General features: G+C 57.0%; 19 protein-coding genes. 16 read left to right on the top strand and 3 right to left on the bottom strand.

Annotation, left to right across the window (positions count from 1 at the left end):
* The first annotated feature begins 71 nt into the window (after window positions 1–71).
* The 7 genes from lepA to acpS all read left to right on the top strand — a co-directional run bounded on the left by lepA (window position 72) and on the right by acpS (window position 6,538).
* Complete coding sequence (gene lepA / locus K5E19_RS09860) at window positions 72–1,871, top strand: translation elongation factor 4 (RefSeq protein WP_089598413.1); 1,800 nt, start codon at window positions 72–74, stop codon at window positions 1,869–1,871.
* Window positions 1,872–1,887: 16 nt separating this feature from the next.
* A complete protein-coding gene (lepB, locus tag K5E19_RS09855; protein WP_221551055.1) occupies window positions 1,888–2,862 on the top strand; it encodes a signal peptidase I in 975 nt (324 codons plus the stop codon).
* Between the two features lie 222 nt (window positions 2,863–3,084).
* Window positions 3,085–3,765 (top strand): ribonuclease III, encoded by a 681-nt coding sequence (gene rnc, locus K5E19_RS09850; protein WP_003860711.1) that lies wholly within the window; start codon window positions 3,085–3,087, stop codon window positions 3,763–3,765.
* The gene (gene era, locus K5E19_RS09845) at window positions 3,762–4,667 is read left to right on the top strand and encodes a GTPase Era (RefSeq protein ID WP_006176722.1); all 906 of its coding nucleotides are present in this window, start codon (window positions 3,762–3,764) and stop codon (window positions 4,665–4,667) included. Before rnc ends, era begins: the two co-directional genes overlap by 4 nt.
* A gap of 18 nt (window positions 4,668–4,685) precedes the next feature.
* Window positions 4,686–5,393, top strand: a complete 708-nt coding sequence (recO, locus tag K5E19_RS09840) for a DNA repair protein RecO (protein WP_089598411.1) — start codon at window positions 4,686–4,688, stop codon at window positions 5,391–5,393.
* A gap of 33 nt (window positions 5,394–5,426) precedes the next feature.
* Complete coding sequence (gene pdxJ / locus K5E19_RS09835) at window positions 5,427–6,158, top strand: pyridoxine 5'-phosphate synthase (RefSeq protein ID WP_221551053.1); 732 nt, start codon at window positions 5,427–5,429, stop codon at window positions 6,156–6,158.
* Window positions 6,158–6,538: a holo-ACP synthase gene (gene acpS, locus K5E19_RS09830; RefSeq protein WP_023294331.1), complete on the top strand. Its 381-nt coding sequence runs from the start codon at window positions 6,158–6,160 to the stop codon at window positions 6,536–6,538. The genes pdxJ and acpS overlap by 1 nt, the downstream gene beginning before the upstream one ends.
* On the opposite strand, the gene K5E19_RS09825 is transcribed toward acpS, so the two are convergent.
* Both K5E19_RS09825 and K5E19_RS09820 read right to left on the bottom strand, forming a co-directional pair.
* On the bottom strand, window positions 6,535–6,795 hold the full coding sequence (locus tag K5E19_RS09825) for a YfhL family 4Fe-4S dicluster ferredoxin (RefSeq protein ID WP_008502177.1): 261 nt from the start codon (window positions 6,793–6,795) through the stop codon (window positions 6,535–6,537). The genes acpS and K5E19_RS09825 overlap by 4 nt on opposite strands.
* Before the next feature lie 46 nt (window positions 6,796–6,841).
* Complete coding sequence (locus K5E19_RS09820; protein ID WP_221551051.1) at window positions 6,842–7,690, bottom strand: MurR/RpiR family transcriptional regulator; 849 nt, start codon at window positions 7,688–7,690, stop codon at window positions 6,842–6,844.
* A 118-nt stretch (window positions 7,691–7,808) separates the two neighbouring features.
* On the opposite strand from K5E19_RS09820, the gene murQ reads away from it, so the two are divergent.
* The 4 genes from murQ to tadA are packed head-to-tail and all read left to right on the top strand — an operon-like array spanning window position 7,809 to window position 11,281.
* Complete coding sequence (gene murQ / locus K5E19_RS09815; RefSeq protein ID WP_221551050.1) at window positions 7,809–8,702, top strand: N-acetylmuramic acid 6-phosphate etherase; 894 nt, start codon at window positions 7,809–7,811, stop codon at window positions 8,700–8,702.
* 11 nt (window positions 8,703–8,713) lie between these two features.
* A complete protein-coding gene (locus K5E19_RS09810) occupies window positions 8,714–10,078 on the top strand; it encodes a PTS transporter subunit EIIC (protein ID WP_221551048.1) in 1,365 nt (454 codons plus the stop codon).
* Between the two features lie 3 nt (window positions 10,079–10,081).
* Window positions 10,082–10,717, top strand: a complete 636-nt coding sequence (gene yfhb, locus K5E19_RS09805; protein ID WP_221551046.1) for a phosphatidylglycerophosphatase C — start codon at window positions 10,082–10,084, stop codon at window positions 10,715–10,717.
* Between the two features lie 57 nt (window positions 10,718–10,774).
* On the top strand, window positions 10,775–11,281 hold the full coding sequence (tadA, locus tag K5E19_RS09800) for a tRNA adenosine(34) deaminase TadA (RefSeq protein WP_221551061.1): 507 nt from the start codon (window positions 10,775–10,777) through the stop codon (window positions 11,279–11,281).
* Here tadA and mltF read toward each other — a convergent pair.
* Window positions 11,169–12,719, bottom strand: coding sequence for a membrane-bound lytic murein transglycosylase MltF (mltF, locus tag K5E19_RS09795; protein ID WP_221551044.1), 1,551 nt, complete (start codon window positions 12,717–12,719; stop codon window positions 11,169–11,171). The genes tadA and mltF overlap by 113 nt on opposite strands.
* Before the next feature lie 267 nt (window positions 12,720–12,986).
* Between mltF and purL the strand changes: the two genes are divergently transcribed.
* The 5 genes from purL to glnB all read left to right on the top strand — a co-directional run bounded on the left by purL (window position 12,987) and on the right by glnB (window position 21,328).
* Window positions 12,987–16,874 carry a phosphoribosylformylglycinamidine synthase gene (gene purL / locus K5E19_RS09790; RefSeq protein WP_221551042.1) on the top strand — a complete coding sequence of 1,296 codons (3,888 nt, stop codon included), beginning with the start codon at window positions 12,987–12,989 and terminating at the stop codon, window positions 16,872–16,874.
* 534 nt (window positions 16,875–17,408) lie between these two features.
* Window positions 17,409–18,836, top strand: coding sequence for a two component system sensor histidine kinase QseE/GlrK (gene qseE / locus K5E19_RS09785; protein WP_089597792.1), 1,428 nt, complete (start codon window positions 17,409–17,411; stop codon window positions 18,834–18,836).
* Window position 18,837: 1 nt separating this feature from the next.
* Window positions 18,838–19,590 carry a two-component system QseEF-associated lipoprotein QseG gene (gene qseG, locus K5E19_RS09780; protein ID WP_221551040.1) on the top strand — a complete coding sequence of 251 codons (753 nt, stop codon included), beginning with the start codon at window positions 18,838–18,840 and terminating at the stop codon, window positions 19,588–19,590.
* On the top strand, window positions 19,587–20,924 hold the full coding sequence (glrR, locus tag K5E19_RS09775) for a two-component system response regulator GlrR (RefSeq protein ID WP_221551039.1): 1,338 nt from the start codon (window positions 19,587–19,589) through the stop codon (window positions 20,922–20,924). The genes qseG and glrR overlap by 4 nt, the downstream gene beginning before the upstream one ends.
* A gap of 65 nt (window positions 20,925–20,989) precedes the next feature.
* A complete protein-coding gene (gene glnB, locus K5E19_RS09770; RefSeq protein WP_003860685.1) occupies window positions 20,990–21,328 on the top strand; it encodes a nitrogen regulatory protein P-II in 339 nt (112 codons plus the stop codon).
* The last annotated feature ends 49 nt before the right edge of the window (window positions 21,329–21,377 follow it).

Here is a 21,377-nt window from a genome sequence, read left to right as displayed (position 1 = left end):
TTTCGCACTGAAAAACGTCAGGCTAAGAACAGCGGCCTCCAGGAATTCGTAAGGCATAATTATTTAACTATATGAAGAACATACGTAACTTTTCGATCATTGCTCACATTGACCACGGTAAGTCGACGCTGTCTGACCGTATTATCCAGATTTGCGGTGGCCTGTCTGATCGTGAAATGGCAGCCCAGGTACTGGACTCCATGGACCTGGAACGCGAACGCGGTATCACCATTAAAGCGCAGAGCGTGACGCTCGACTATAAAGCGACCGACGGTGAAACCTACCAACTGAACTTTATCGACACCCCGGGCCACGTTGACTTCTCCTATGAAGTTTCACGCTCGCTGGCGGCCTGTGAAGGCGCGCTGCTGGTGGTCGATGCCGGACAGGGCGTAGAAGCCCAGACCCTGGCAAACTGCTACACCGCGATGGAAATGGATCTCGAGGTCGTGCCGGTTCTGAACAAAATTGACCTGCCAGCCGCCGATCCTGAGCGCGTAGCGGAAGAGATTGAAGACATCGTCGGCATTGATGCGACCGACGCGGTACGCTGCTCGGCGAAAACCGGCGTCGGTGTTCCAGATGTGCTGGAACGTCTGGTTCGTGATATTCCGCCACCGGAAGGTGACCCGGAAGCGCCGCTGCAGGCGCTGATCATCGACTCCTGGTTCGATAACTACCTTGGCGTTGTTTCACTGGTGCGTATTAAAAACGGCACCATGCGCAAAGGCGACAAAATTAAGGTTATGAGTACCGGACAGGTCTACAACGCTGACCGTCTGGGGATCTTTACGCCAAAACAGGTTGACCGTACCGAGCTGAAATGCGGTGAGGTTGGCTGGCTGGTGTGCGCCATTAAAGACATCCTCGGTGCTCCGGTGGGTGATACTCTGACGCTGGCGCGTAACCCGGCAGATAAAGCGCTACCAGGCTTTAAAAAGGTGAAGCCGCAGGTTTACGCGGGCCTGTTCCCGGTCAGCTCTGACGACTACGAAAACTTCCGTGATGCGCTCGGTAAGCTGAGCCTGAACGATGCTTCCCTGTTCTACGAACCAGAAAGTTCAACGGCGCTGGGCTTCGGCTTCCGCTGTGGCTTCCTCGGCCTGCTGCACATGGAGATCATTCAGGAACGTCTGGAGCGTGAATACGATCTGGATCTGATCACCACCGCACCGACCGTAGTGTATGAAGTGGAAACCACCTCGAAAGAAGTGATCTACGTCGACAGCCCGTCCAAGCTGCCGCCGCTGAACAATATTCACGAGTTGCGTGAGCCTATTGCAGAGTGCCACATGCTGCTGCCGCAGGAGTTCCTGGGCAACGTCATCACGCTGTGTATTGAGAAGCGTGGCGTGCAGACCAACATGGTTTACCACGGTAACCAGGTGGCGCTGACCTACGAAATCCCGATGGCGGAAGTGGTACTCGACTTCTTCGACCGTCTGAAGTCTACCTCCCGTGGCTATGCGTCACTGGATTACAACTTCAAACGCTTCCAGGCCTCTAACATGGTGCGTGTGGACGTGCTGATCAACAGCGAGCGCGTCGATGCGCTGGCGCTGATCACCCATAACGACAATGCACCATACCGTGGTCGTGAGCTGGTTGAGAAGATGAAAGAGCTGATCCCACGTCAGCAATTTGATATCGCGATTCAGGCGGCCATTGGTAACCACATCATCGCGCGTTCTACCGTTAAACAGCTGCGTAAAAACGTTCTGGCGAAATGCTACGGCGGTGACGTCAGCCGTAAGAAAAAGCTGCTGCAGAAGCAGAAAGACGGTAAGAAGCGTATGAAGCAGGTCGGTAACGTTGAGCTGCCGCAGGAAGCATTCCTTGCCATTCTTCATGTTGGTAAAGACGGCAAATAACCCTTAAGGAGTTGGCATGGCGAACATGTTTGCCCTGATCCTGGTCATTGCTACCCTGGTGACAGGTCTGCTTTGGTGTCTGGATAAGTTTATCTTCGCCCCAAAACGTCGTGAACGTCAGGCTGCCGCACAGGCAGCCACTGGCGATGGGATTGATGCGAAAACCCTCAAGAAAGTTGGCCCGAAACCGGGCTGGCTGGAAACGGGCGCCTCGGTATTTCCGGTGCTGGCAATTGTGCTGGTGGTGCGTTCGTTTATTTACGAGCCATTCCAGATCCCATCAGGTTCCATGATGCCAACGCTGCTGATTGGCGATTTTATTCTGGTTGAGAAGTTTGCCTACGGCATTAAAGATCCGATCTACCAGAAAACGCTGATCGAAACCGGTCATCCGAAACGCGGCGATATCGTGGTGTTTAAATACCCGGAAGATCCGCGCCTGGACTACATCAAGCGCGCAGTGGGTCTGCCGGGTGATAAAGTCACCTACGATCCGGCCACGAAAGAAGTCACCGTTCAGCCGGGCTGCAGCTCCGGTACCGCATGTGAAAACGCGCTGGCTATCACTTACTCAAACGTTGAGCCAAGTGATTTTGTGCAGACCTTTGCCCGTCGTAACGGCGGCGAAGCGACCAGCGGCTTCTTCCAGGTACCGAAAGGCGAGACCAAAGAGAACGGCATCCGCCTGGTTGAGCGTAAAGAGACGCTGGGTGATGTCACCCATCGTATCCTGACTGTGCCAATCGCGCAGGATCAAGTGGGTATGTATTACCAGCAGCCGGGTCAGCAGCTTGCCAGCTGGATCGTACCGCCAGGTCATTACTTCATGATGGGCGACAACCGCGATAACTCTGCCGATAGCCGCTACTGGGGCTTTGTGCCGGAAGCGAATCTGGTGGGTAAAGCAACCGCGATCTGGATGAGTTTTGAGAAGCAGGAAGGCGAATGGCCGACCGGGGTACGCCTGAATCGTATTGGCGGGATCCATTAATTCTCACGAAAAGAACACGTAGCCGCATTATTTCGCGGCTACGTGAATTATTTCCACGATAAATCTCTTCGAACTAACGACATCCCCCGTCGTTGTGTATAGAATATTCCCCCGAAGTTTAAGGTTGGCCCTGCAAGGGTGCCACGGCACACGAAACCGCGTTGGTTTTCTCAGGTCGGTTTCGTGTGCTGCATTTTTGACGCATTCATTTATTGGTATCGCATGAACCCCATCGTAATTAATCGGCTTCAACGGAAGCTGGGCTACACTTTTCATCATCAGGAGTTGTTGCAACAGGCATTAACCCACCGCAGTGCCAGCAGCAAACATAATGAGCGCCTCGAGTTTTTAGGTGACTCTATTTTAAGTTTCGTGATTGCGAATGCGCTTTATCATCGTTTCCCGCGTGTGGACGAGGGTGATATGAGCCGCATGCGTGCCACGCTGGTTCGGGGTAATACCCTTGCGGAAATCGCGCGCGAATTTGAGCTGGGCGAATGTCTGCGTCTTGGACCGGGTGAACTGAAAAGCGGCGGCTTCCGTCGTGAATCTATTCTTGCCGATACGGTCGAAGCATTAATTGGTGGTGTGTTCCTGGACAGCGATATCCAGACCGTAGAAAAGCTGATCCTGAACTGGTATCAGACCCGTCTGGACGAAATTAGCCCGGGCGATAAACAAAAAGATCCGAAAACGCGTCTGCAGGAATATTTGCAGGGTCGTCATCTGCCGCTGCCGTCTTATCTGGTGGTGCAGGTACGTGGCGAAGCGCACGATCAGGAATTTACCATCCATTGCCAGGTCAGTGGCCTGAGTGAACCGGTGGTTGGCACAGGTTCAAGCCGTCGTAAGGCTGAACAGGCTGCCGCCGAACAGGCGTTAAAAATGCTGGAGCTGGAATGAGCGAAGAAAAAACCTATTGCGGATTTATAGCCATCGTCGGACGTCCGAACGTTGGCAAATCCACCCTGCTGAATAATCTGCTCGGGCAGAAGATTTCTATCACCTCGCGTAAGGCGCAGACCACGCGTCACCGCATCGTCGGCATCCATACTGAAGGCGCGTATCAGGCGATCTACGTCGATACCCCGGGCCTGCACATGGAAGAGAAGCGCGCCATTAACCGTCTGATGAACAAGGCGGCGAGCAGCTCAATTGGCGACGTAGAGCTGGTTATTTTCGTTGTTGAAGGCACCCGCTGGACGCCGGACGACGAGATGGTGCTGAACAAGCTGCGCGACGGCAAAACGCCGGTCATCCTTGCGGTCAACAAAGTTGATAACGTGCAGGAAAAGGCCGACCTGCTGCCGCATCTGCAGTGGCTCGGTAGCCAGATGAACTTCCTCGACATCGTTCCGCTGTCTGCTGAGACCGGCCTGAACGTTGATACCATCGCGGGCATCGTGCGCAAGCATTTGCCGGAAGCGATTCATCACTTCCCGGAAGACTACATCACCGATCGCTCTCAGCGCTTTATGGCGTCTGAAATCATCCGTGAAAAGCTGATGCGTTTCCTGGGCGCTGAACTGCCGTACTCTGTGACGGTGGAGATCGAGCGTTTCCAGACCAACGAACGCGGCGGCTACGACATCAACGGCCTGATCCTCGTTGAGCGTGAAGGGCAGAAGAAGATGGTGATCGGCAACAAAGGGGCCAAGATCAAAACCATCGGTATCGAAGCCCGTAAGGACATGATGGAGATGTTCGAAGCGCCGGTTCACCTCGAACTGTGGGTGAAAGTGAAATCTGGCTGGGCCGATGATGAGCGTGCTCTACGCAGCCTCGGTTACGGCGAAGATCAGTAAATAAAGACGACGAGTATGATGGAAGGATGGCAGCGCGCCTTCGTTCTGCATAGTCGTCCCTGGAGCGAAACCAGCCTTATGCTGGACGTCTTCACGGAAGAGTCGGGCCGCGTGCGCCTTGTTGCGAAAGGCGCACGTTCCAAACGTTCTAATCTGAAAGGTGCCCTCCAGCCTTTCACGCCGCTGCTGGTTCGCTTCGGCGGGCGAGGGGAAGTCAAAACCCTGCGCAGTGCTGAAGCCGTCTCCCTGGCGCTTCCCCTTTCTGGCATCACGCTCTACAGCGGCCTGTATGTCAACGAACTCATTTCTCGCGTCCTTGAACATGAGACTCGCTTCTCGGAACTTTTCTTCGATTATCTGCACTGTATCCAGGCGCTGGCTGGCGCAACCGGCACGCCCGAGCCTGCGCTGCGCCGCTTCGAACTGGCGCTGCTGGGACATCTCGGGTACGGCGTAGATTTTCTGCACTGCGCGGGCAGCGGTGACGAAGTGGAAGACACCATGACCTACCGCTACCGTGAAGAAAAGGGCTTCATTGCCAGTATCGTGATAGACAACAGCACCTTTACCGGGCGCCAGCTCCGGGCGCTGTATGAGCGCGAGTTTCCCGATCAGGATACCCTGCGCGCAGCAAAACGCTTTACCCGGATTGCCCTCAAGCCGTATCTTGGCGGCAAGCCCTTAAAGAGCCGCGAATTATTCAGGCAGTTTGTGCCGAAACGTTAGACCACAGAATCGAAAAGAAAACCGAGGATTGTCATGGCTGAATTACTGTTAGGCGTCAACATTGATCATATCGCCACGCTGCGTAATGCGCGCGGCACGGCGTATCCCGATCCGGTTCAGGCGGCGTTTATCGCTGAACAGGCTGGCGCTGATGGCATTACCGTTCACCTGCGTGAAGACCGCCGCCATATCACTGACCGCGACGTGCGCATTCTGCGCCAGACGCTGGACACCCGTATGAATCTGGAGATGGCGGTCACCGAAGAGATGCTCACCATTGCCTGTGAGACCAAGCCGCATTTCTGCTGCCTGGTGCCGGAAAAACGCCAGGAAGTGACCACCGAAGGCGGTCTGGATGTGGCCGGGCAGCTCGACAAAATGCGCGATGCCTGCAAGCGCCTGGCGGATGCCGGTATCCTGGTTTCTCTGTTTATCGACGCCGATTTCGCCCAGATTAAAGCGGCGGCAGACGTGGGCGCGCCGTATATCGAAATTCACACCGGCTGCTATGCCGATGCCAAAAACGATGCTGAACAGGCCAAAGAGCTGGAGCGTATCGCCAAAGCGGCTACGTATGCCTCCAGCCTGGGCCTGAAGGTTAACGCCGGTCACGGCCTGACCTACCACAACGTGAAGGCCATTGCCGCGCTGCCGGAAATGCACGAGCTGAACATCGGCCACGCCATTATTGGCCGTGCGGTGATGAGCGGCCTGAAAGAGGCGGTCTCAGAGATGAAACGCCTGATGCTGGAAGCGCGTCAGTAATGGCTATCCTGGGCTTAGGCACCGATATCGTTGAAATAGCCCGCATTGAAGCGGTGATCGCCCGGAGCGGCGATCGCCTCGCAAGGCGCGTGCTGAGCGATAACGAGTGGGCCATCTGGGAAGCGCATCAGCAGCCGGTGCGATTTCTGGCAAAGCGCTTTGCGGTAAAAGAGGCGGCGGCCAAAGCCTTCGGGACCGGCATTCGTAACGGCCTGGCGTTTAACCAGTTCGAGGTGTTTAACGATGAGCTGGGCAAACCGAGCCTGCGTCTGTGGGGGGAAGCGCAAAAGCTGGCGGAAAAGCTGGGGGTGAATCACATGCACGTGACGATCGCGGATGAACGCCACTACGCCAGCGCGACGGTGATCATTGAAAGCTAGAGTTTGTCCGCGTGGTGCATCAGGACAAACTTATCCCATAGCTGCTCTTCGCTCTCGACGTGGGCCGGATCCTTCAGGATGGTATTCGGGATCGGGCACACTTTCTGACAGGTCGGCGTTTCATAGTGGCCAATGCATTCCGTGCAGCGGTCGCTGTTAATCTCATAAATGCTGTCGCCCATCGAAATGGCCTGGTTAGGGCATTCGGGCTCGCACATATCGCAATTAATGCATTTTTTGGTAATTAACAGCGCCATCAGGAAATTCTCAGAAACAACACAAACTGGGCGGGCATTATACGCGTCAAACCAGTTTCTTTACCAGTTCTTCGCTGTGACGAATGCGCTCTGGCGCGTGTTCCAGATCCTGCTGGACCAGCGCCATAAACAGCAGGTCCGTCAGCATCATTTGCGCGCTGGTGGACGAAATAGCCGCGCTGCGCGTGGCCTGCTCCTCGGCAATGGTATATAAACAGCGCGTTGCCCGCTGCTGGAGTGCGTTTGGCGTAAAACCGGTGATCGCCAGAATTTTACCGCCGACGCGCAGCGCTTCATCTGTCGCCATATTGATCTCTCGACGTTCACCGGAATAGGAGATCGCCAGCAGTAAATCGTCAGGATCCATTGCCTGAACGGTGGCGAGCAGGGCGTGCATGTCCTGCTCCACGATCGCGTTGTAACCGATCTTCGTCAGCTTCCAGCCAAAGTTACGCGCCACAAGCCCGGACGCCCCGATACCGGTCAGGATGATGCGACGCGCGCCGCGCAGCATCGCCACGCTCTCCAGCAGCTTCTCTTCCGTATTCACATCCAGCGTCGCATGCATGGCCGCCACGTTCTCTTTGATCAGCTTTTCGCCCACCAGCCGCATCGGGTCATCACCGCGGATTTGGTTATGCACCGGCATCGACTGCGGATTGGGGTTGCTCACCAGCGCTTCACTGATCGCCAGCTTGAGGGCGGGAAAGCCCTTAAAGCCAATCTTCTGGGCAAACTTCACCACGCTGGACTGGCTCACGCCGGCCTCACTCGCCAGCTGCTGCGAGCTGAGATGGCGCGCGTGGTCAGGCTGCGAAAGCAGAAAGTCCGCCAGCTTCTTGTCGCTTTGGGCAAAGCCTGCGTAGCGCTGGCGAATGCGAATTAAACAGTTCATACGGTCTCCTGGCGAAAATGTGATTATCTACTCAAATACGAATTTTGCTCGCCTGAATGAATTTTATATTCCACTATAGTGTGATTATTATGAATTAAAAATTCTTGAGGTACAAAAAATGAATCTTGGCTCACTTGTTTCTGAAACGCGCAACCCGCAAACCATGGATCTTGACGCACTCTCCACGCTGGAGCTGGTTAACCGCTTTAATCAACAGGATACGCTGGTCGCGCAGGCTGTGAAAGAGACATTACCCGAGGTGGCAAAAGCTGTCGATGCGGCGGCGGAATCCCTTAAGGCCGGTGGGCGCATTATCTATATGGGGGCGGGCACCAGCGGGCGTCTTGGGGTACTGGATGCGTCAGAATGTCCGCCAACCTTTGGCGTTCCGCACGGGTTGGTGGTCGGGCTGATTGCCGGTGGCCCCGGCGCGCTGCTGAAAGCGGTAGAAGGAGCAGAGGACAACAAACAGCTCGGTGAAGATGATCTCAAAGCGCTGGACCTGACCGCCCGGGATCTGGTGGTTGGGCTGGCGGCATCCGGGCGCACGCCGTACGTCATTGGCGGCCTGGAATACGCCAACCAGACAGGCTGCACGACGGTCGCCATCTCCTGCAACCCGGGCTCGCCGATTGCGCAGGTGGCCGCTATCGCCATCTCTCCGGTTGTCGGGCCGGAAGCGCTCACCGGCTCCACGCGTCTGAAATCCGGGACCGCGCAAAAGCTGGTGCTCAATATGATCTCCACCGGCGCGATGGTGAAGTTTGGCAAGGTTTATCAGAACCTGATGGTGGACATGCAGGCCACCAACGTCAAGCTGGTGGACAGAGCCTGCCGCATGGTGATGGAAGCAACAGGCGCAGGCCGTGAAGAGGCGGAAGCGGTACTCAAACAAACCGATCACGATGTTAAACCGGCCATCCTGATGATCTTAAGCGGCATGGACGCTGCATCCGCTCGAGCCAAACTTGATGCGCATAATGGGTTCTTACGGGCTGCATTGGAAAACTAACAGAGGCGTGTATGGAAAAGACAGCAGCGCTCGCCAGCGGCATCCTGCAGGGGATCGGCGGAGAAAAGAATATTCAGCGTCTGGAGAATTGCATGACGCGCGTGCGCGTCGAGGTGCATAACGACGACGATCTTGATCTACCGAGCCTGAAGCAACTCCCCGGCGTAAGTGGATACGTCAAGCAGGGGCAGCAGCACCAGCTCATTGTCGGGCCGGGGAAAGCGGCGCAGGTGGTTGATGCTATGCGCGCGCTGATGGTGGGCGGTGAAGCGACGGCCTCATTTGACGATGCCGAAAGCACCAAGGCGCAGGCAAAAGCCAAATACAAGGCGCCGATGAGCGACGCGCTGCGACAGCTGGCAAACGTCTTTATCCCGCTGATCCCGGCGTTTATTGCCTCGGGCCTGATCACCGGGATTATCAATATCCTCAAGCGACCGGATATCGTCGGGGATTTTGCCACGCAATATCCGAACCTGCTGGGGATTCTCGGGATCTTCGGCAGCGCCGTATTCGCCATCATGAACATTCTGGTCGGGGTCAATACCGCGAAGGTGTTTGGCGGATCGCTGGCCATGGGTGGGGTCATGGCGGGGATCTTATCCAGCCCACAGCTGGCGCAGATCACGCTCTTTGGCGAGGCGCTCCAGCCGGGTCGCGGCGGGGTGATCGCCGTACTGCTGGTGGTCATCCTGATGTGCTGGATCGAGAAAAGGCTGCGCGCGATCCTGCCTGGCTCGATAGAGCTGATTCTCAACCCGCTGTTGACCACATTAATCACCGGCAGCGTAGCGATTGTGGCCCTTCAGCCGCTAGGCGGGTGGATCTCTGATGCCATCGCCCACGGCGCCTCTCTGGCTATCGACCGTGGTGGCCTGCTGGTGGGCGCGGTGCTGTCAGGTACCTTCCTGCCGCTGGTGCTGACCGGCCTGCATCAGGGGCTGGTGCCGATCCACGTCGAGCTGGTGCAGGCGCACGGCTATAACGCGCTGCTGCCTATCCTGTCGATGGCGGGCGTGGGGCAGGTCGGCGCGGCGATTGCCGTCCTGATGAAAACCCGCAACGCGCGACTGAAAAAAGTGATTAAAGGCGCGCTGCCGGTCGGGCTGCTCGGCATTGGCGAGCCGCTGATTTTCGGCGTTACGCTGCCGCTGGGCAAACCGTTCCTTGCCGCCTGTCTGGGCGGCGCGGTGGGCGGGGCGCTCATCAGCTACTGGAAAGTGGCGACGGTGATCACCTTTGGTCTTTCCGGTTTACCGCTGGCATTAACCATCGTGACCGGAAAAGTGATGCTCTATCTGTTAGGCTATTTAGTAGCGGTAATCGCCGGGTTCCTGTTTACCTGGCTGTTAGGATTCAACGACCCAGAGGAGTAAGGTTTGGCAAATCACGCGCGTCGCGTTGTTTTTTTCGACCTGGATGGAACGCTGCACCAGCAGGATATGTTTGGCACCTTTATGCGCTACCTGCTGCGGCGTCAGCCTCTGAATGCGCTGCTCGTCTTACCGCTCTTACCCGTGATTGGCATCGCGCTGCTGGTGAAAGGCCGTGCAGCGCGCTGGCCGATGAGCCTGCTGCTCTGGGGATGCACCTTTGGTCACAGCGAAGCACGGCTTAAACAGCTCGAAAAGGATTTTGCGCACTGGTTTCGCGGCCATGTCGCCGCGTTTCCCGTGGTGCAGGCGCGTCTCACCAGCTACCTCGACGCGAACGATGCCGACATCTGGCTGATTACCGGCTCCCCGCAGACGCTGGTCGAGCAGGTCTATTTTGATACGCCATGGCTGCCGCGCGTGAATCTTATCGCCACGCAAATCTCCCGCGCTTACGGCGGCTGGGTGCTGACTATGCGCTGCCTGGGGCACGAGAAAGTGGTCCAACTGGAGAAGCGTATCGGCACGCCGCTGCGCCTGTACAGCGGCTACAGCGACAGCAAGCAGGACAACCCGCTGCTCTATTTTTGCCAGCACCGCTGGCGCGTCACGCCGTCAGGTGAACTTCAGCAACTCGAATAGTCTTATCCATAGCGGCTGTGTATAATGCCGCCCGCTTTTCGACTGGAGTATCAACCGTTGTCCAACCCTGAACTCAATCATGAATACTGGATGCGCCACGCGCTCACGCTGGCTCAACGTGCCTGGGAAGAGGGCGAAGTGCCCGTGGGCGCGGTGCTGGTTCATAATAATCAGGTGATTGGCGAAGGGTGGAACCGCCCCATTGGCCGCCACGATCCTACCGCGCACGCCGAAATTATGGCGCTTCGTCAGGGCGGGCTGGTACTGCAAAACTATCGTCTGCTCGATACTACCCTGTACGTCACCCTTGAACCCTGCGTCATGTGTTCCGGCGCGATGGTGCACAGTCGTATCGGTACGCTGGTATTTGGTGCGCGGGATGAAAAAACAGGCGCGGCCGGTTCGCTAATGGACGTGCTCGGCCATCCGGGGATGAACCACCAGGTGCAGACTATCGGTGGGGTACTTGCACCAGAGTGTTCGGGTCTGCTGAGTGACTTCTTTCGAATGCGCCGGCAGCAGAAAAAGCAACAAAAGGCAGAATTGAAGCGGGCGGACGATTAAGTTCGTCCGGTGCGACCACCGGGTAGCTCTGAGCCAGCTGTTTAGCTTCTGCCGCCTCTTTCTCTTTCTCCAGCAGATACCCCACCAGGCTTATCTGATACTTACGAATGTTTTCAACGTAGGCATAGGCTTCATGCCCGCGCGCATAGCCGTACGTCAGCCTGGTGTACCACGGTTTCTGGCTCAGCAGCGGCAGACGCTGTTTTACATCAGACCAGCTGTCCGGGTTACCTTTGGTTTTTGCCGTCAGCGCGCGCGCGTCCAGCATATGCGCATAGCCCATGTTGTAGGCGGCCAGTGCAAACCAAATCCGCTCTTCTTCCGGCACGGTCTCAGGTACTTTGGCCATCATATCCTGTAAATACTGCGCGCCGCCGCTGATGCTTTGCTCCGCGTCGGTACGGTCATTAACACCCAAACTCAGCGCGGTATTTTTCGTCAGCATCATGAGACCACGCACGCCGGTCGGAGAGGTAGCCTGAGTATCCCAGTGGGATTCCTGATACGAGATCGCCGCCAGCAGCTTCCAGTCAATTTCCTGGGCGTATTTTTCGAACAGCGGCTGCAGGTCCGGCAGCACGCTATCAACTGCACGCAGGAAGCTGCGGGTATCGACGTAATCGAAGTCGTCACCGTGGCCGAGGTATTTTTCTTCCAGGCGCGCCAGCGTCCCGTCTTCATTGATGGTGTTATAGAAATCGAGCATGGCCGCAGAGAGGGTCTGATCGTTATCCAGTTGGGTGAACCAGGTCACCGGCTGTTCGTCAGTCACATCCAGCGCCACGGCGATTTCAGGGTGCACGCGCTGGAAAAGGCTGATCGCCACCGAATCCGCAATGGTATAGGCCAGCTTTTTGTCTTTAACCTGATCAAGCAGTTCTGTGGTACCCAGTTTTGGGTCAACCGTCCAGCTCAGGTCAGGAAACTTTTTCTCTTTGAGGGCGCGCAGGTCGTCAATCACGACATGGCCGGGGGCAATCGTCAGCTGTTGCTCATTAATAGTGGCGAGCGAGCGAGGGCGCACGCTTCCCACGCGGTAAACCAGCTGCTGGGAAACAGAGTAGTAGGTCGGGCCCGGCTGGTAGTTCTTGCTGCGCTCGCTGTTGTACACCAGCCCGGCAGCAAGGATATCGGCGTCGTCGTTATCCAGGTCATCGAACAGCTGGCTGATGTTCTGGCGCACGGTAATTTTGAGCTTAACACCCAGATAGTCGGCAAACTGCTGGGCCAGTTCATAATCCAGGCCAATGGTTTTGCCGTTGATGTCGCCGTAAATCAGCGGAGAGGAGAGGGTACTGACGCGCAATTCCCCCCGCTCCTGAATGGCGGCGATACGGTTTTCGGCTTTACCGAACCAGGGGATAGAAGGCCAGAGGGCCACTGCCAGCAGCAACGTAACAATGCCGATGAGCAGATAATTAATCTTTAATTTTTTCAATTAGTTAATTCTCTGCGACGCCGGTTGCCTCAGTGTGCTGTAGCCATGTTAAGAATAAGGTTTGCCATTGAATGAGCGGCATTTTGCGCAAAGTTACGCCACTTGGCAACAAATTAGAGAGACAGGTCACACCTATTGTTAAACCGCTGTGCAAATTTTATTTCGACGCAAACGGTTTCGTCGGCGCTCAGGATTCTCTATAATGACGCCCGTTTTCCCCCCTTGCGCACACTGTAAGCGCCCCGGCGCTTCGAAGACGAGAGACTTATGATGGAAATTCTGCGTGGTTCGCCTGCACTGTCTGCCTTCCGTATTACCAAACTGCTGGCACGTTTTCAGGCGGCCGACCTTCCGGTAAGCAATATTTACGCTGAGTATGTCCATTTTGCTGACCTGAATGCCCCCCTGAATGCAGAGGAGCGCGTACAGCTGGAACGCCTGCTCAAGTATGGTCCAAGCCTGAGCAGCCATACGCCAACCGGCAAACTGATCCTCGCGACGCCGCGTCCGGGTACCATCTCCCCCTGGTCTTCCAAAGCCACCGACATCGCCCACAACTGTGGTCTGAGCCAGATTAACCGTCTGGAGCGCGGTGTGGCTTACTATGTTGAAGCCTCTACCCTGAGCGACGCGCAGTGGCAGGCGGTTGCGGCTGAACTGCACGACCGCATGATGGAGAGCGTATTTGCCTCTCTCGACGACGCGCAGAAGCTGTTCTCACACCATCAGCCTGCGCCGGTACAGAGCGTAGACCTGCTGGAGCAGGGCCGTCAGGCGCTGATTGACGCCAACCTGCGTCTCGGCCTGGCGCTGGCAGAAGACGAAATCGACTACCTGCAGGATGCGTTCGTTAAGCTCAACCGCAACCCGAACGACATCGAACTCTACATGTTCGCGCAGGCTAACTCTGAGCACTGCCGCCACAAGATTTTCAACGCCGACTGGATTATTGACGGCGAACAGCAGCCGAAGTCGCTGTTCAAAATGATCAAAAACACCATGGAACAAACCCCTGACCACGTGTTGTCTGCCTATAAAGACAACGCCGCGGTGATGGAAGGTTCCGAGGTGGGCCGCTTCTTCGCCGATCGCGAAGCAGGGCGCTATGACTTCCATCAGGAGCCCGCGCATATCCTGATGAAAGTGGAAACCCACAACCACCCGACGGCGATCTCCCCGTGGCCGGGTGCGGCGACCGGCTCCGGCGGTGAAATCCGTGACGAAGGTGCGACCGGTCGTGGCGCTAAACCGAAAGCGGGTCTGGTCGGTTTCTCCGTATCCAACCTGCGTATCCCGGGCTTTGAACAGCCGTGGGAAGAAGATTTCGGCAAGCCTGAGCGCATCGTGACCGCCCTGGATATCATGACCGAAGGCCCGCTGGGCGGCGCGGCATTCAACAACGAGTTTGGCCGTCCGGCGCTGAACGGTTACTTCCGTACCTATGAAGAGAAAGTGGACAGCCACAACGGCGAAGAGCTGCGCGGCTACCACAAACCGATCATGCTGGCGGGTGGGATCGGCAACATCCGTGCCGATCACGTGCAGAAAGGCGAGATTGTCGTCGGCGCGAAGCTGATTGTGCTCGGCGGCCCGGCGATGAACATCGGTCTGGGCGGCGGCGCGGCTTCTTCTATGGCCTCCGGCCAGTCTGACGCGGATCTCGACTTCGCCTCCGTGCAGCGCGACAACCCTGAGATGGAGCGCCGCTGCCAGGAAGTGATCGACCGCTGCTGGCAGCTGGGCGATGCCAACCCGATCCTCTTCATCCACGACGTGGGCGCGGGCGGCCTGTCTAACGCCATGCCGGAGCTGGTGAGCGACGGTGGCCGCGGTGGCCGTTTCAACCTGCGCGACATCCTGAGCGACGAGCCGGGCATGAGCCCGCTGGAAATCTGGTGTAACGAATCCCAGGAGCGCTACGTGCTGGCGGTTGCGGCTGATCAGCTGCCGCTGTTTGACGAGCTGTGCCGCCGCGAGCGCGCGCCGTATGCCGTCATCGGTGAAGCGACCGAAGAGCAGCACCTTTCCTTAAGCGACACCCACTTTGACAACCAGCCGATCGATCTGCCGCTCGACGTTCTGCTCGGTAAAACGCCGAAGATGACCCGCGACGTAACAACTCGCAAAGCGGCGGGCAAAGCGCTGGATCGCCAGGGCATTACCGTGGCAGAAGCGGTTAACCGCGTGCTGCACCTGCCTGCTGTGGCAGAGAAAACCTTCCTGGTGACCATCGGCGACCGCACCGTGACCGGTATGGTATCGCGCGACCAGATGGTCGGCCCGTGGCAGATCCCGGTCGCTAACTGCGCCGTGACCACTGCGAGCCTCGACAGCTACTACGGCGAAGCGATGGCTCTCGGCGAACGCACCCCGGTGGCGCTGCTGGACTTCGCGGCCTCTGCCCGTCTGGCGGTCGGTGAAGCGCTGACCAACATCGCGGCGACGCAGATTGGCAACATCAAACGTATTAAGCTCTCCGCAAACTGGATGGCCGCAGCCGGTCACCCTGGCGAAGATGCCGGCCTGTATGAAGCCGTGAAAGCGGTGGGCGAGGAGCTGTGTCCTGCCCTCGGCCTGACCATTCCGGTGGGCAAAGACTCCATGTCGATGAAAACCCGCTGGCAGGAAGGCAGCGAGCAGCGCGAGATGACCTCTCCGCTGTCGCTGGTGATCACCGCGTTTGCCCGCGTGGAAGACGTGCGCCACACCGTTACGCCGCAGCTTTCTATCGAAGACAACGCCCTGCTGCTGATTGACCTGGGCAAAGGCCACAACGCGCTGGGTGCCACCGCGCTGGCGCAGGTATACCGCCAGCTCGGCGACAAGCCAGCCGACGTTCGCGACGTGGCCCAGTTGAAAGGCTTCTACGACGCGATTCAGGCGCTGGTGGCGCAGCGTAAGCTGCTGGCCTACCACGACCGTTCCGACGGCGGCCTGCTGGTGACGCTGGCAGAGATGGCCTTCACCGGCCACTGTGGCGTTGAGGCGAACATTGCCACGCTTGGCGAAGACCGTCTGGCGGCGCTGTTCAACGAAGAGCTGGGCGCGGTGATTCAGGTACGCGCCGCCGATCGCGACGCGGTGGAAGCCATTCTGGCAAAACATGGCCTGGCAGACTGCGTGCACTATGTGGGTAAAGCCGTCCAGGGCGACCGCTTCGTGATTGAAGCTGACGGCCACGCGGTGTTCAGCGAAAGCCGCACCACGCTGCGCATGTGGTGGGCAGAAACCACCTGGCAGATGCAGCGCCTGCGCGATAACCCGGAATGTGCCGATCAGGAGCATAACGCGAAAGCGAATGACCAGGATCCAGGCCTGAACGTGAAGCTCTCCTTCGACATCAACGAAGACATTGCTGCGCCATACATTGCGACCGGCGCGCGTCCAAAGGTAGCCGTGCTGCGCGAGCAGGGCGTTAACTCCCACGTTGAGATGGCGGCTGCCTTCCACCGCGCGGGCTTTGACGCCATCGACGTCCACATGAGCGACCTGCTGGCCGGGCGTACCGGTCTGGAAGATTTCCAGGCGCTGGTGGCGTGCGGCGGTTTCTCCTACGGCGACGTGCTGGGCGCGGGCGAAGGCTGGGCGAAGTCCATCCTGTTCAACAGCCGCGTGCGTGACGAGTTCGAAACCTTCTTCCACCGCCCGCAGACCCTGGCGCTGGGCGTGTGTAACGGCTGCCAGATGATGTCTAACCTGCGCGAACTGATCCCGGGCAGCGAATCCTGGCCGCGCTTTGTGCGCAACCAGTCCGACCGCTTCGAAGCGCGCTTCAGCCTGGTGGAAGTGACCCAAAGCCCGTCTCTGCTGCTGCAGGGAATGGTCGGTTCACAGATGCCAATCGCCGTTTCCCACGGTGAAGGTCAGGTAGAAGTGCGTGATGCTGCCCATCTGGCTCAGCTGGAAAGTAAAGGTCTGGTGGCGCTGCGCTTTGTCGATAACTTCGGCAAGGTGACAGAAACCTACCCGGCGAACCCGAACGGCTCCGCCAACGGTATTACGGCGGTCACCAGTGAAAGTGGTCGTGCGACCATCATGATGCCGCACCCGGAGCGCGTGTTCCGCACCGTGAGCAACTCCTGGCACCCGGAAAACTGGGGCGAGGACAGCCCGTGGATGCGTATCTTCCGCAACGCGCGTAAGCAGCTGGGTTAAGTTTTAGCACCCTAACCTTGTAGGCCCGGTAAGCGTGAGCGCCACCGGGCTTTTTTATGCGTGTCGCAAAATTGCGACAATCCTGCCTTACGGGTGTCTCCAAAAGGTGACACTTAACTTATTGATTAATATAGGTAGAGAAATCGAGACCTAAAGGTGTTGTTAAATAGCGACACTTAGCCTGGAAATCATTCTGCCCACAAGTAATAGTTTGGATGTATAAAATTCTTTAAATTCATAATGTTAAATTATTGTTTTGCATTCTGGCACGGCTGTTGCATAATATCAGTCAGTGGCTCATTCACCTTCTTATGTCAGCCCCTTCGGGACGTGCTACATAAACTTAGAATGACGCACAAAAAGGTGCCTGCCGTCCAACTACTGATCATAGCTATGCTTTATCAGGTCAGGGCGAAACGTCGAGTTAGGCACCGCCTCATTCCACAACAAAGCCGGGTTTTTACCCGGCTTTGTTGTATCTGAAGGGCAGACTCAGTTACGCTCTGCGTAAACCCCCATTAAGAGAGTAATGCGTTGAAACGCTGGTCTGTTTTTCCTCGCTCCCTGCGACAGCTCGTCATGATGGCATTCCTGCTGATCCTGCTCCCTTTACTGATACTGGCATGGCAGGCCTGGCAAAGTCTCAATGCGCTAAGCGCGCAGGCGGCGCTGACGAATCGCACGACGCTCATTGATGCAAGGCGCAGTGAAGCAATGACTAACGCCGCACTGGAGATGGAGCGTAGCTATCGCCAGTATTGCGTGCTGGATGATCGCACGCTGGAGCGGGTTTACCAGAATCAACGTAAACGCTACAGCGAAATGCTGGATGCCCACGCGGGCGTGCTGCCGGACGACAAGCTCTACCAGGCATTGCGTCAGGACCTGAACGATCTGGCTCAGTTGCAGTGTAAAAATAGCGGCCCGGATGCCGCCGCCGCCGCGCGGCTGGAAGCGTTTGCGAATGCCAATACGGAAATGGTCCAGTCTACACGCACGGTGATCTTCTCTCGCGGGCAGCAGCTGCAGCAGGAAATCGCCGAGCGCGGTCAATTCTTTGGCTGGCAGGCGCTGGTCCTGTTCCTGGTCAGTCTTGCTCTGGTTCTGCTGTTCACCCGCATGATTATCGGTCCGGTGAAGGGCATACAGCGGATGATTAACCGTCTGGGTGAGGGGAAGTCTCTTGGTGATACGGTTGTTTTCACCGGGCCGCGCGAGCTGCGTTCAGTGGGTCAGCGGATCATCTGGCTTTCCGAACGTCTGGCGTGGCTGGAAACGCAGCGTCATCAGTTCCTCCGTCATATTTCCCACGAACTCAAAACGCCTCTCGCCAGCATGCGAGAAGGTACCGAGCTGCTGGCGGACGAAGTGGCCGGCCCGCTGACGCCTGAGCAAAAAGAGATTGTCGACATCCTCGATGACAGCAGCCGCAATTTGCAAAAGCTGATTGAGCAGCTGCTGGACTACAACCGTAAGCTGGCGGACGGGGCAGTGGTACTGGAAAACGTGGAAATTGCACCGATAGCGGATATGGTGATCTCCGCCCATAGCCTGCCAGCAAGAGCTAAAATGATGCATACCCAGGTCGATCTTCGCGAGCCCGCTTGTCTTGCAGAGCCCATGCTGTTAATGAGCGTTCTGGATAATCTTTATTCCAATGCGGTGCACTATGGTACTGAATCCGGTAACATTTATATCCGAAGCTACAGGGCGGGTTCCCGGGTGTTTATCGACGTAGCGAATACGGGCACCCCAATTCCGGATGAAGAAAAAACGATGATTTTTGAACCCTTTTTCCAGGGCAGTCATCAGCGAAAAGGTGCGGTAAAAGGAAGTGGTCTGGGTCTCAGTATTGCCCGCGACGGCATACGACGCATGCACGGCGAACTTAACATCGTCAGTGATGAACGGTCTGATGTGTGCTTTCGTATCGAACTGCCTCTTAAGCCGGAAAATCAATAAAATGAATCTAAGTCTGGTGAGTATGTCACACGTTTTTTTCCGCGCCGCACGCGCGATGTTTTCCCGCAATACAATATGTCTGAGTCTGCCGTGTTTACTGCTGGCAGGGTGTGTTACCCATGCTCCGAAGAGCGCAATCAGTGCAAAGCCGGAAGAAAAATGGCCTGAAAATCAGCTGGCGGATTTCCTGACCACCCCCTGCGAGGGCATCTGGCATTTATCTGGGCATGAAGTTGATACCAACCCGCTGTTTTGGCTACGCGGCATTGATTGTGCGCAGCGTCTGGAACCCGTTGAGGCACGGGCGCAAGCCACGATGTGGGGCGACAACGCATGGCAGGCAACCTTTAAACGTGCCATTCTACTTGGCGATGCCAAAATCACGCCCGTTGAGCGTCGTACGAATATCACGCGTCTGGACGCGTTCAGTTCCAGCATTCCGGCGCAGGTGCGGCCGATATATCAACTCTGGCGGGACGGCCAGGCGTTACAGCTTCAACTGTCTGAAGAACGTACCCGCTATAGCAAATTACAGCAGTCAACGGACGGCGAGCTTGATACGCTTCGCCAGCAGCAGAATTATCTGCGCACTCAGCTTGAGACCACCACGCGCAAGCTTGAAAATCTGACCGATATTGAAAGGCAACTGTCGACGCGTAAACCCGCAGGCAGCTATCTGCCGGACTCGTCGAAAGGAAATTCTGCCGCGTCGCCCGACGGTGACGCGCAGAAAGAAGAGGATGTGAAGCCATGACAAGCCGTAAACCTGCCAATCTCTTACTGGTCGATGACGATCCCGGGCTGTTAAAGCTGCTGGGGATGCGCCTGGTCAGTGAAGGCTACAGCGTTGTGACGGCGGAAAGCGGGCAGGAGGGGCTGAAAGTGCTCAGCCGCGAGAAGATTGATCTGGTGATCAGCGACCTGCGGATGGACGAAATGGATGGCCTGCAGCTTTTTGCAGAGATCCAGAAGCAGCAGCCCGGCATGCCGGTTATTATCTTGACCGCCCACGGCTCGATCCCGGATGCGGTCGCGGCAACCCAGCAAGGGGTGTTCAGCTTCCTCACCAAACCGGTGGACAAAGACGCGCTCTATAAAGCCATCGACAGCGCGCTGGAGCATGCCGCGCCTTCTGGTGATGACGCCTGGCGCGAATCTATCGTGACGCGTAGCCCCATCATGCTGCGTCTGCTTGAGCAGGCGCGCATGGTGGCGCAATCTGACGTTAGCGTTTTGATCAACGGCCAGAGCGGTACCGGGAAAGAGATCCTGGCGCAGGCGATCCACAACGCCAGCCCGCGTAGTAAAAATGCGTTTATTGCCATTAACTGTGGTGCGCTTCCAGAGCAGCTGCTCGAATCTGAACTTTTTGGTCACGCCCGCGGTGCCTTCACCGGCGCGGTGAGCAGCCGTGAAGGGCTGTTCCAGGCGGCGGAAGGCGGCACGCTGTTCCTCGACGAGATTGGCGATATGCCTGCGCCGCTCCAGGTGAAACTGCTGCGCGTGTTGCAGGAGAGAAAGGTGCGTCCGCTCGGCAGCAACCGCGATATCGACATCAACGTGCGCATTATCTCCGCCACCCACCGGGATCTGCCAAAAGTGATGGCGCGCAATGAGTTTCGTGAAGATCTCTACTACCGCCTGAACGTGGTGAACCTGAAAATTCCTGCGCTGGCCGAGCGCGCGGAAGATATCCCGCTGCTGGCAAACCATCTGCTGCGCCAGTCCGCGGATCGCCACAAACCCTTCGTGCGCGCGTTTTCCACTGATGCAATGAAAAGGCTAATGACCGCCGGGTGGCCTGGCAACGTGCGCCAGCTGGTGAACGTGATTGAGCAGTGCGTGGCGCTGACGTCGTCGCCCGTTATCAGCGACGCGCTGGTGGAGCAGGCGCTGGAAGGGGAAAACACGGCCCTGCCGACCTTTGCCGAAGCGCGTAACCAGTTCGAACTGAACTATCTGCGCAAGCTGCTGCAGATTACAAAGGGTAACGTGACCCACGCGGCGCGCATGGCCGGACGCAACCGCACCGAGTTCTACAAGCTGCTGTCGCGCCACGAGCTGGAAGCAAACGATTTTAAAGAGTAATGCCGTATGGTACTGTGAGCAATCGATTACGAGGCAGCTTACAGGCAAGAGTTTAAGGACCCACCATGAAAAAGATTGATGCGATTATTAAACCTTTCAAACTGGATGATGTACGTGAAGCGCTGGCGGAAGTCGGCATCACCGGGATGACAGTAACGGAAGTGAAAGGTTTTGGTCGTCAGAAGGGCCACACCGAGCTTTACCGTGGCGCGGAGTACATGGTCGACTTTCTGCCGAAAGTGAAAATTGAAATCGTGGTCAGCGACGATATCGTCGATACCTGCGTGGATACCATTATCCGCACCGCGCAGACGGGCAAAATTGGCGACGGGAAAATCTTCGTCTTTGACGTGGCGCGCGTGATCCGTATCCGTACCGGCGAAGAAGACGACGCCGCGATTTAACAATGCCAACGGTTTTGTTGGCCGGGTAAGGCGAAGCCGCCACCCGGCG

The organism is Enterobacter sp. RIT637, from assembly GCF_019718755.1.
In the GTDB taxonomy this organism is placed as follows: domain Bacteria; phylum Pseudomonadota; class Gammaproteobacteria; order Enterobacterales; family Enterobacteriaceae; genus Enterobacter.
The sequence above is the reverse complement of the archived record's forward strand: the minus strand, read 5'-3'. Positions and strand labels throughout refer to the sequence as shown.

Excerpts from the sequence above, each read along its gene's own strand:
- lepA (WP_089598413.1), top strand. The coding sequence starts at position 72 with ATGAAGAACATACGTAACTTTTCGATCATTGCTCACATTGACCACGGT.
- recO (WP_089598411.1), top strand. The coding sequence starts at position 4,686 with ATGGAAGGATGGCAGCGCGCCTTCGTTCTGCATAGTCGTCCCTGGAGC.
- glrR (WP_221551039.1), top strand. The coding sequence starts at position 19,587 with ATGACAAGCCGTAAACCTGCCAATCTCTTACTGGTCGATGACGATCCC.
- K5E19_RS09825 (WP_008502177.1), bottom strand. The coding sequence starts at position 6,795 with ATGGCGCTGTTAATTACCAAAAAATGCATTAATTGCGATATGTGCGAG.
- murQ (WP_221551050.1), top strand. The coding sequence starts at position 7,809 with ATGAATCTTGGCTCACTTGTTTCTGAAACGCGCAACCCGCAAACCATG.
- acpS (WP_023294331.1), top strand. The coding sequence starts at position 6,158 with ATGGCTATCCTGGGCTTAGGCACCGATATCGTTGAAATAGCCCGCATT.
- glnB (WP_003860685.1), top strand. The coding sequence starts at position 20,990 with ATGAAAAAGATTGATGCGATTATTAAACCTTTCAAACTGGATGATGTA.
- pdxJ (WP_221551053.1), top strand. The coding sequence starts at position 5,427 with ATGGCTGAATTACTGTTAGGCGTCAACATTGATCATATCGCCACGCTG.
- lepB (WP_221551055.1), top strand. The coding sequence starts at position 1,888 with ATGGCGAACATGTTTGCCCTGATCCTGGTCATTGCTACCCTGGTGACA.
- K5E19_RS09820 (WP_221551051.1), bottom strand. The coding sequence starts at position 7,690 with ATGAACTGTTTAATTCGCATTCGCCAGCGCTACGCAGGCTTTGCCCAA.
- qseG (WP_221551040.1), top strand. The coding sequence starts at position 18,838 with ATGAATCTAAGTCTGGTGAGTATGTCACACGTTTTTTTCCGCGCCGCA.
- purL (WP_221551042.1), top strand. The coding sequence starts at position 12,987 with ATGATGGAAATTCTGCGTGGTTCGCCTGCACTGTCTGCCTTCCGTATT.
- K5E19_RS09810 (WP_221551048.1), top strand. The coding sequence starts at position 8,714 with ATGGAAAAGACAGCAGCGCTCGCCAGCGGCATCCTGCAGGGGATCGGC.
- rnc (WP_003860711.1), top strand. The coding sequence starts at position 3,085 with ATGAACCCCATCGTAATTAATCGGCTTCAACGGAAGCTGGGCTACACT.
- era (WP_006176722.1), top strand. The coding sequence starts at position 3,762 with ATGAGCGAAGAAAAAACCTATTGCGGATTTATAGCCATCGTCGGACGT.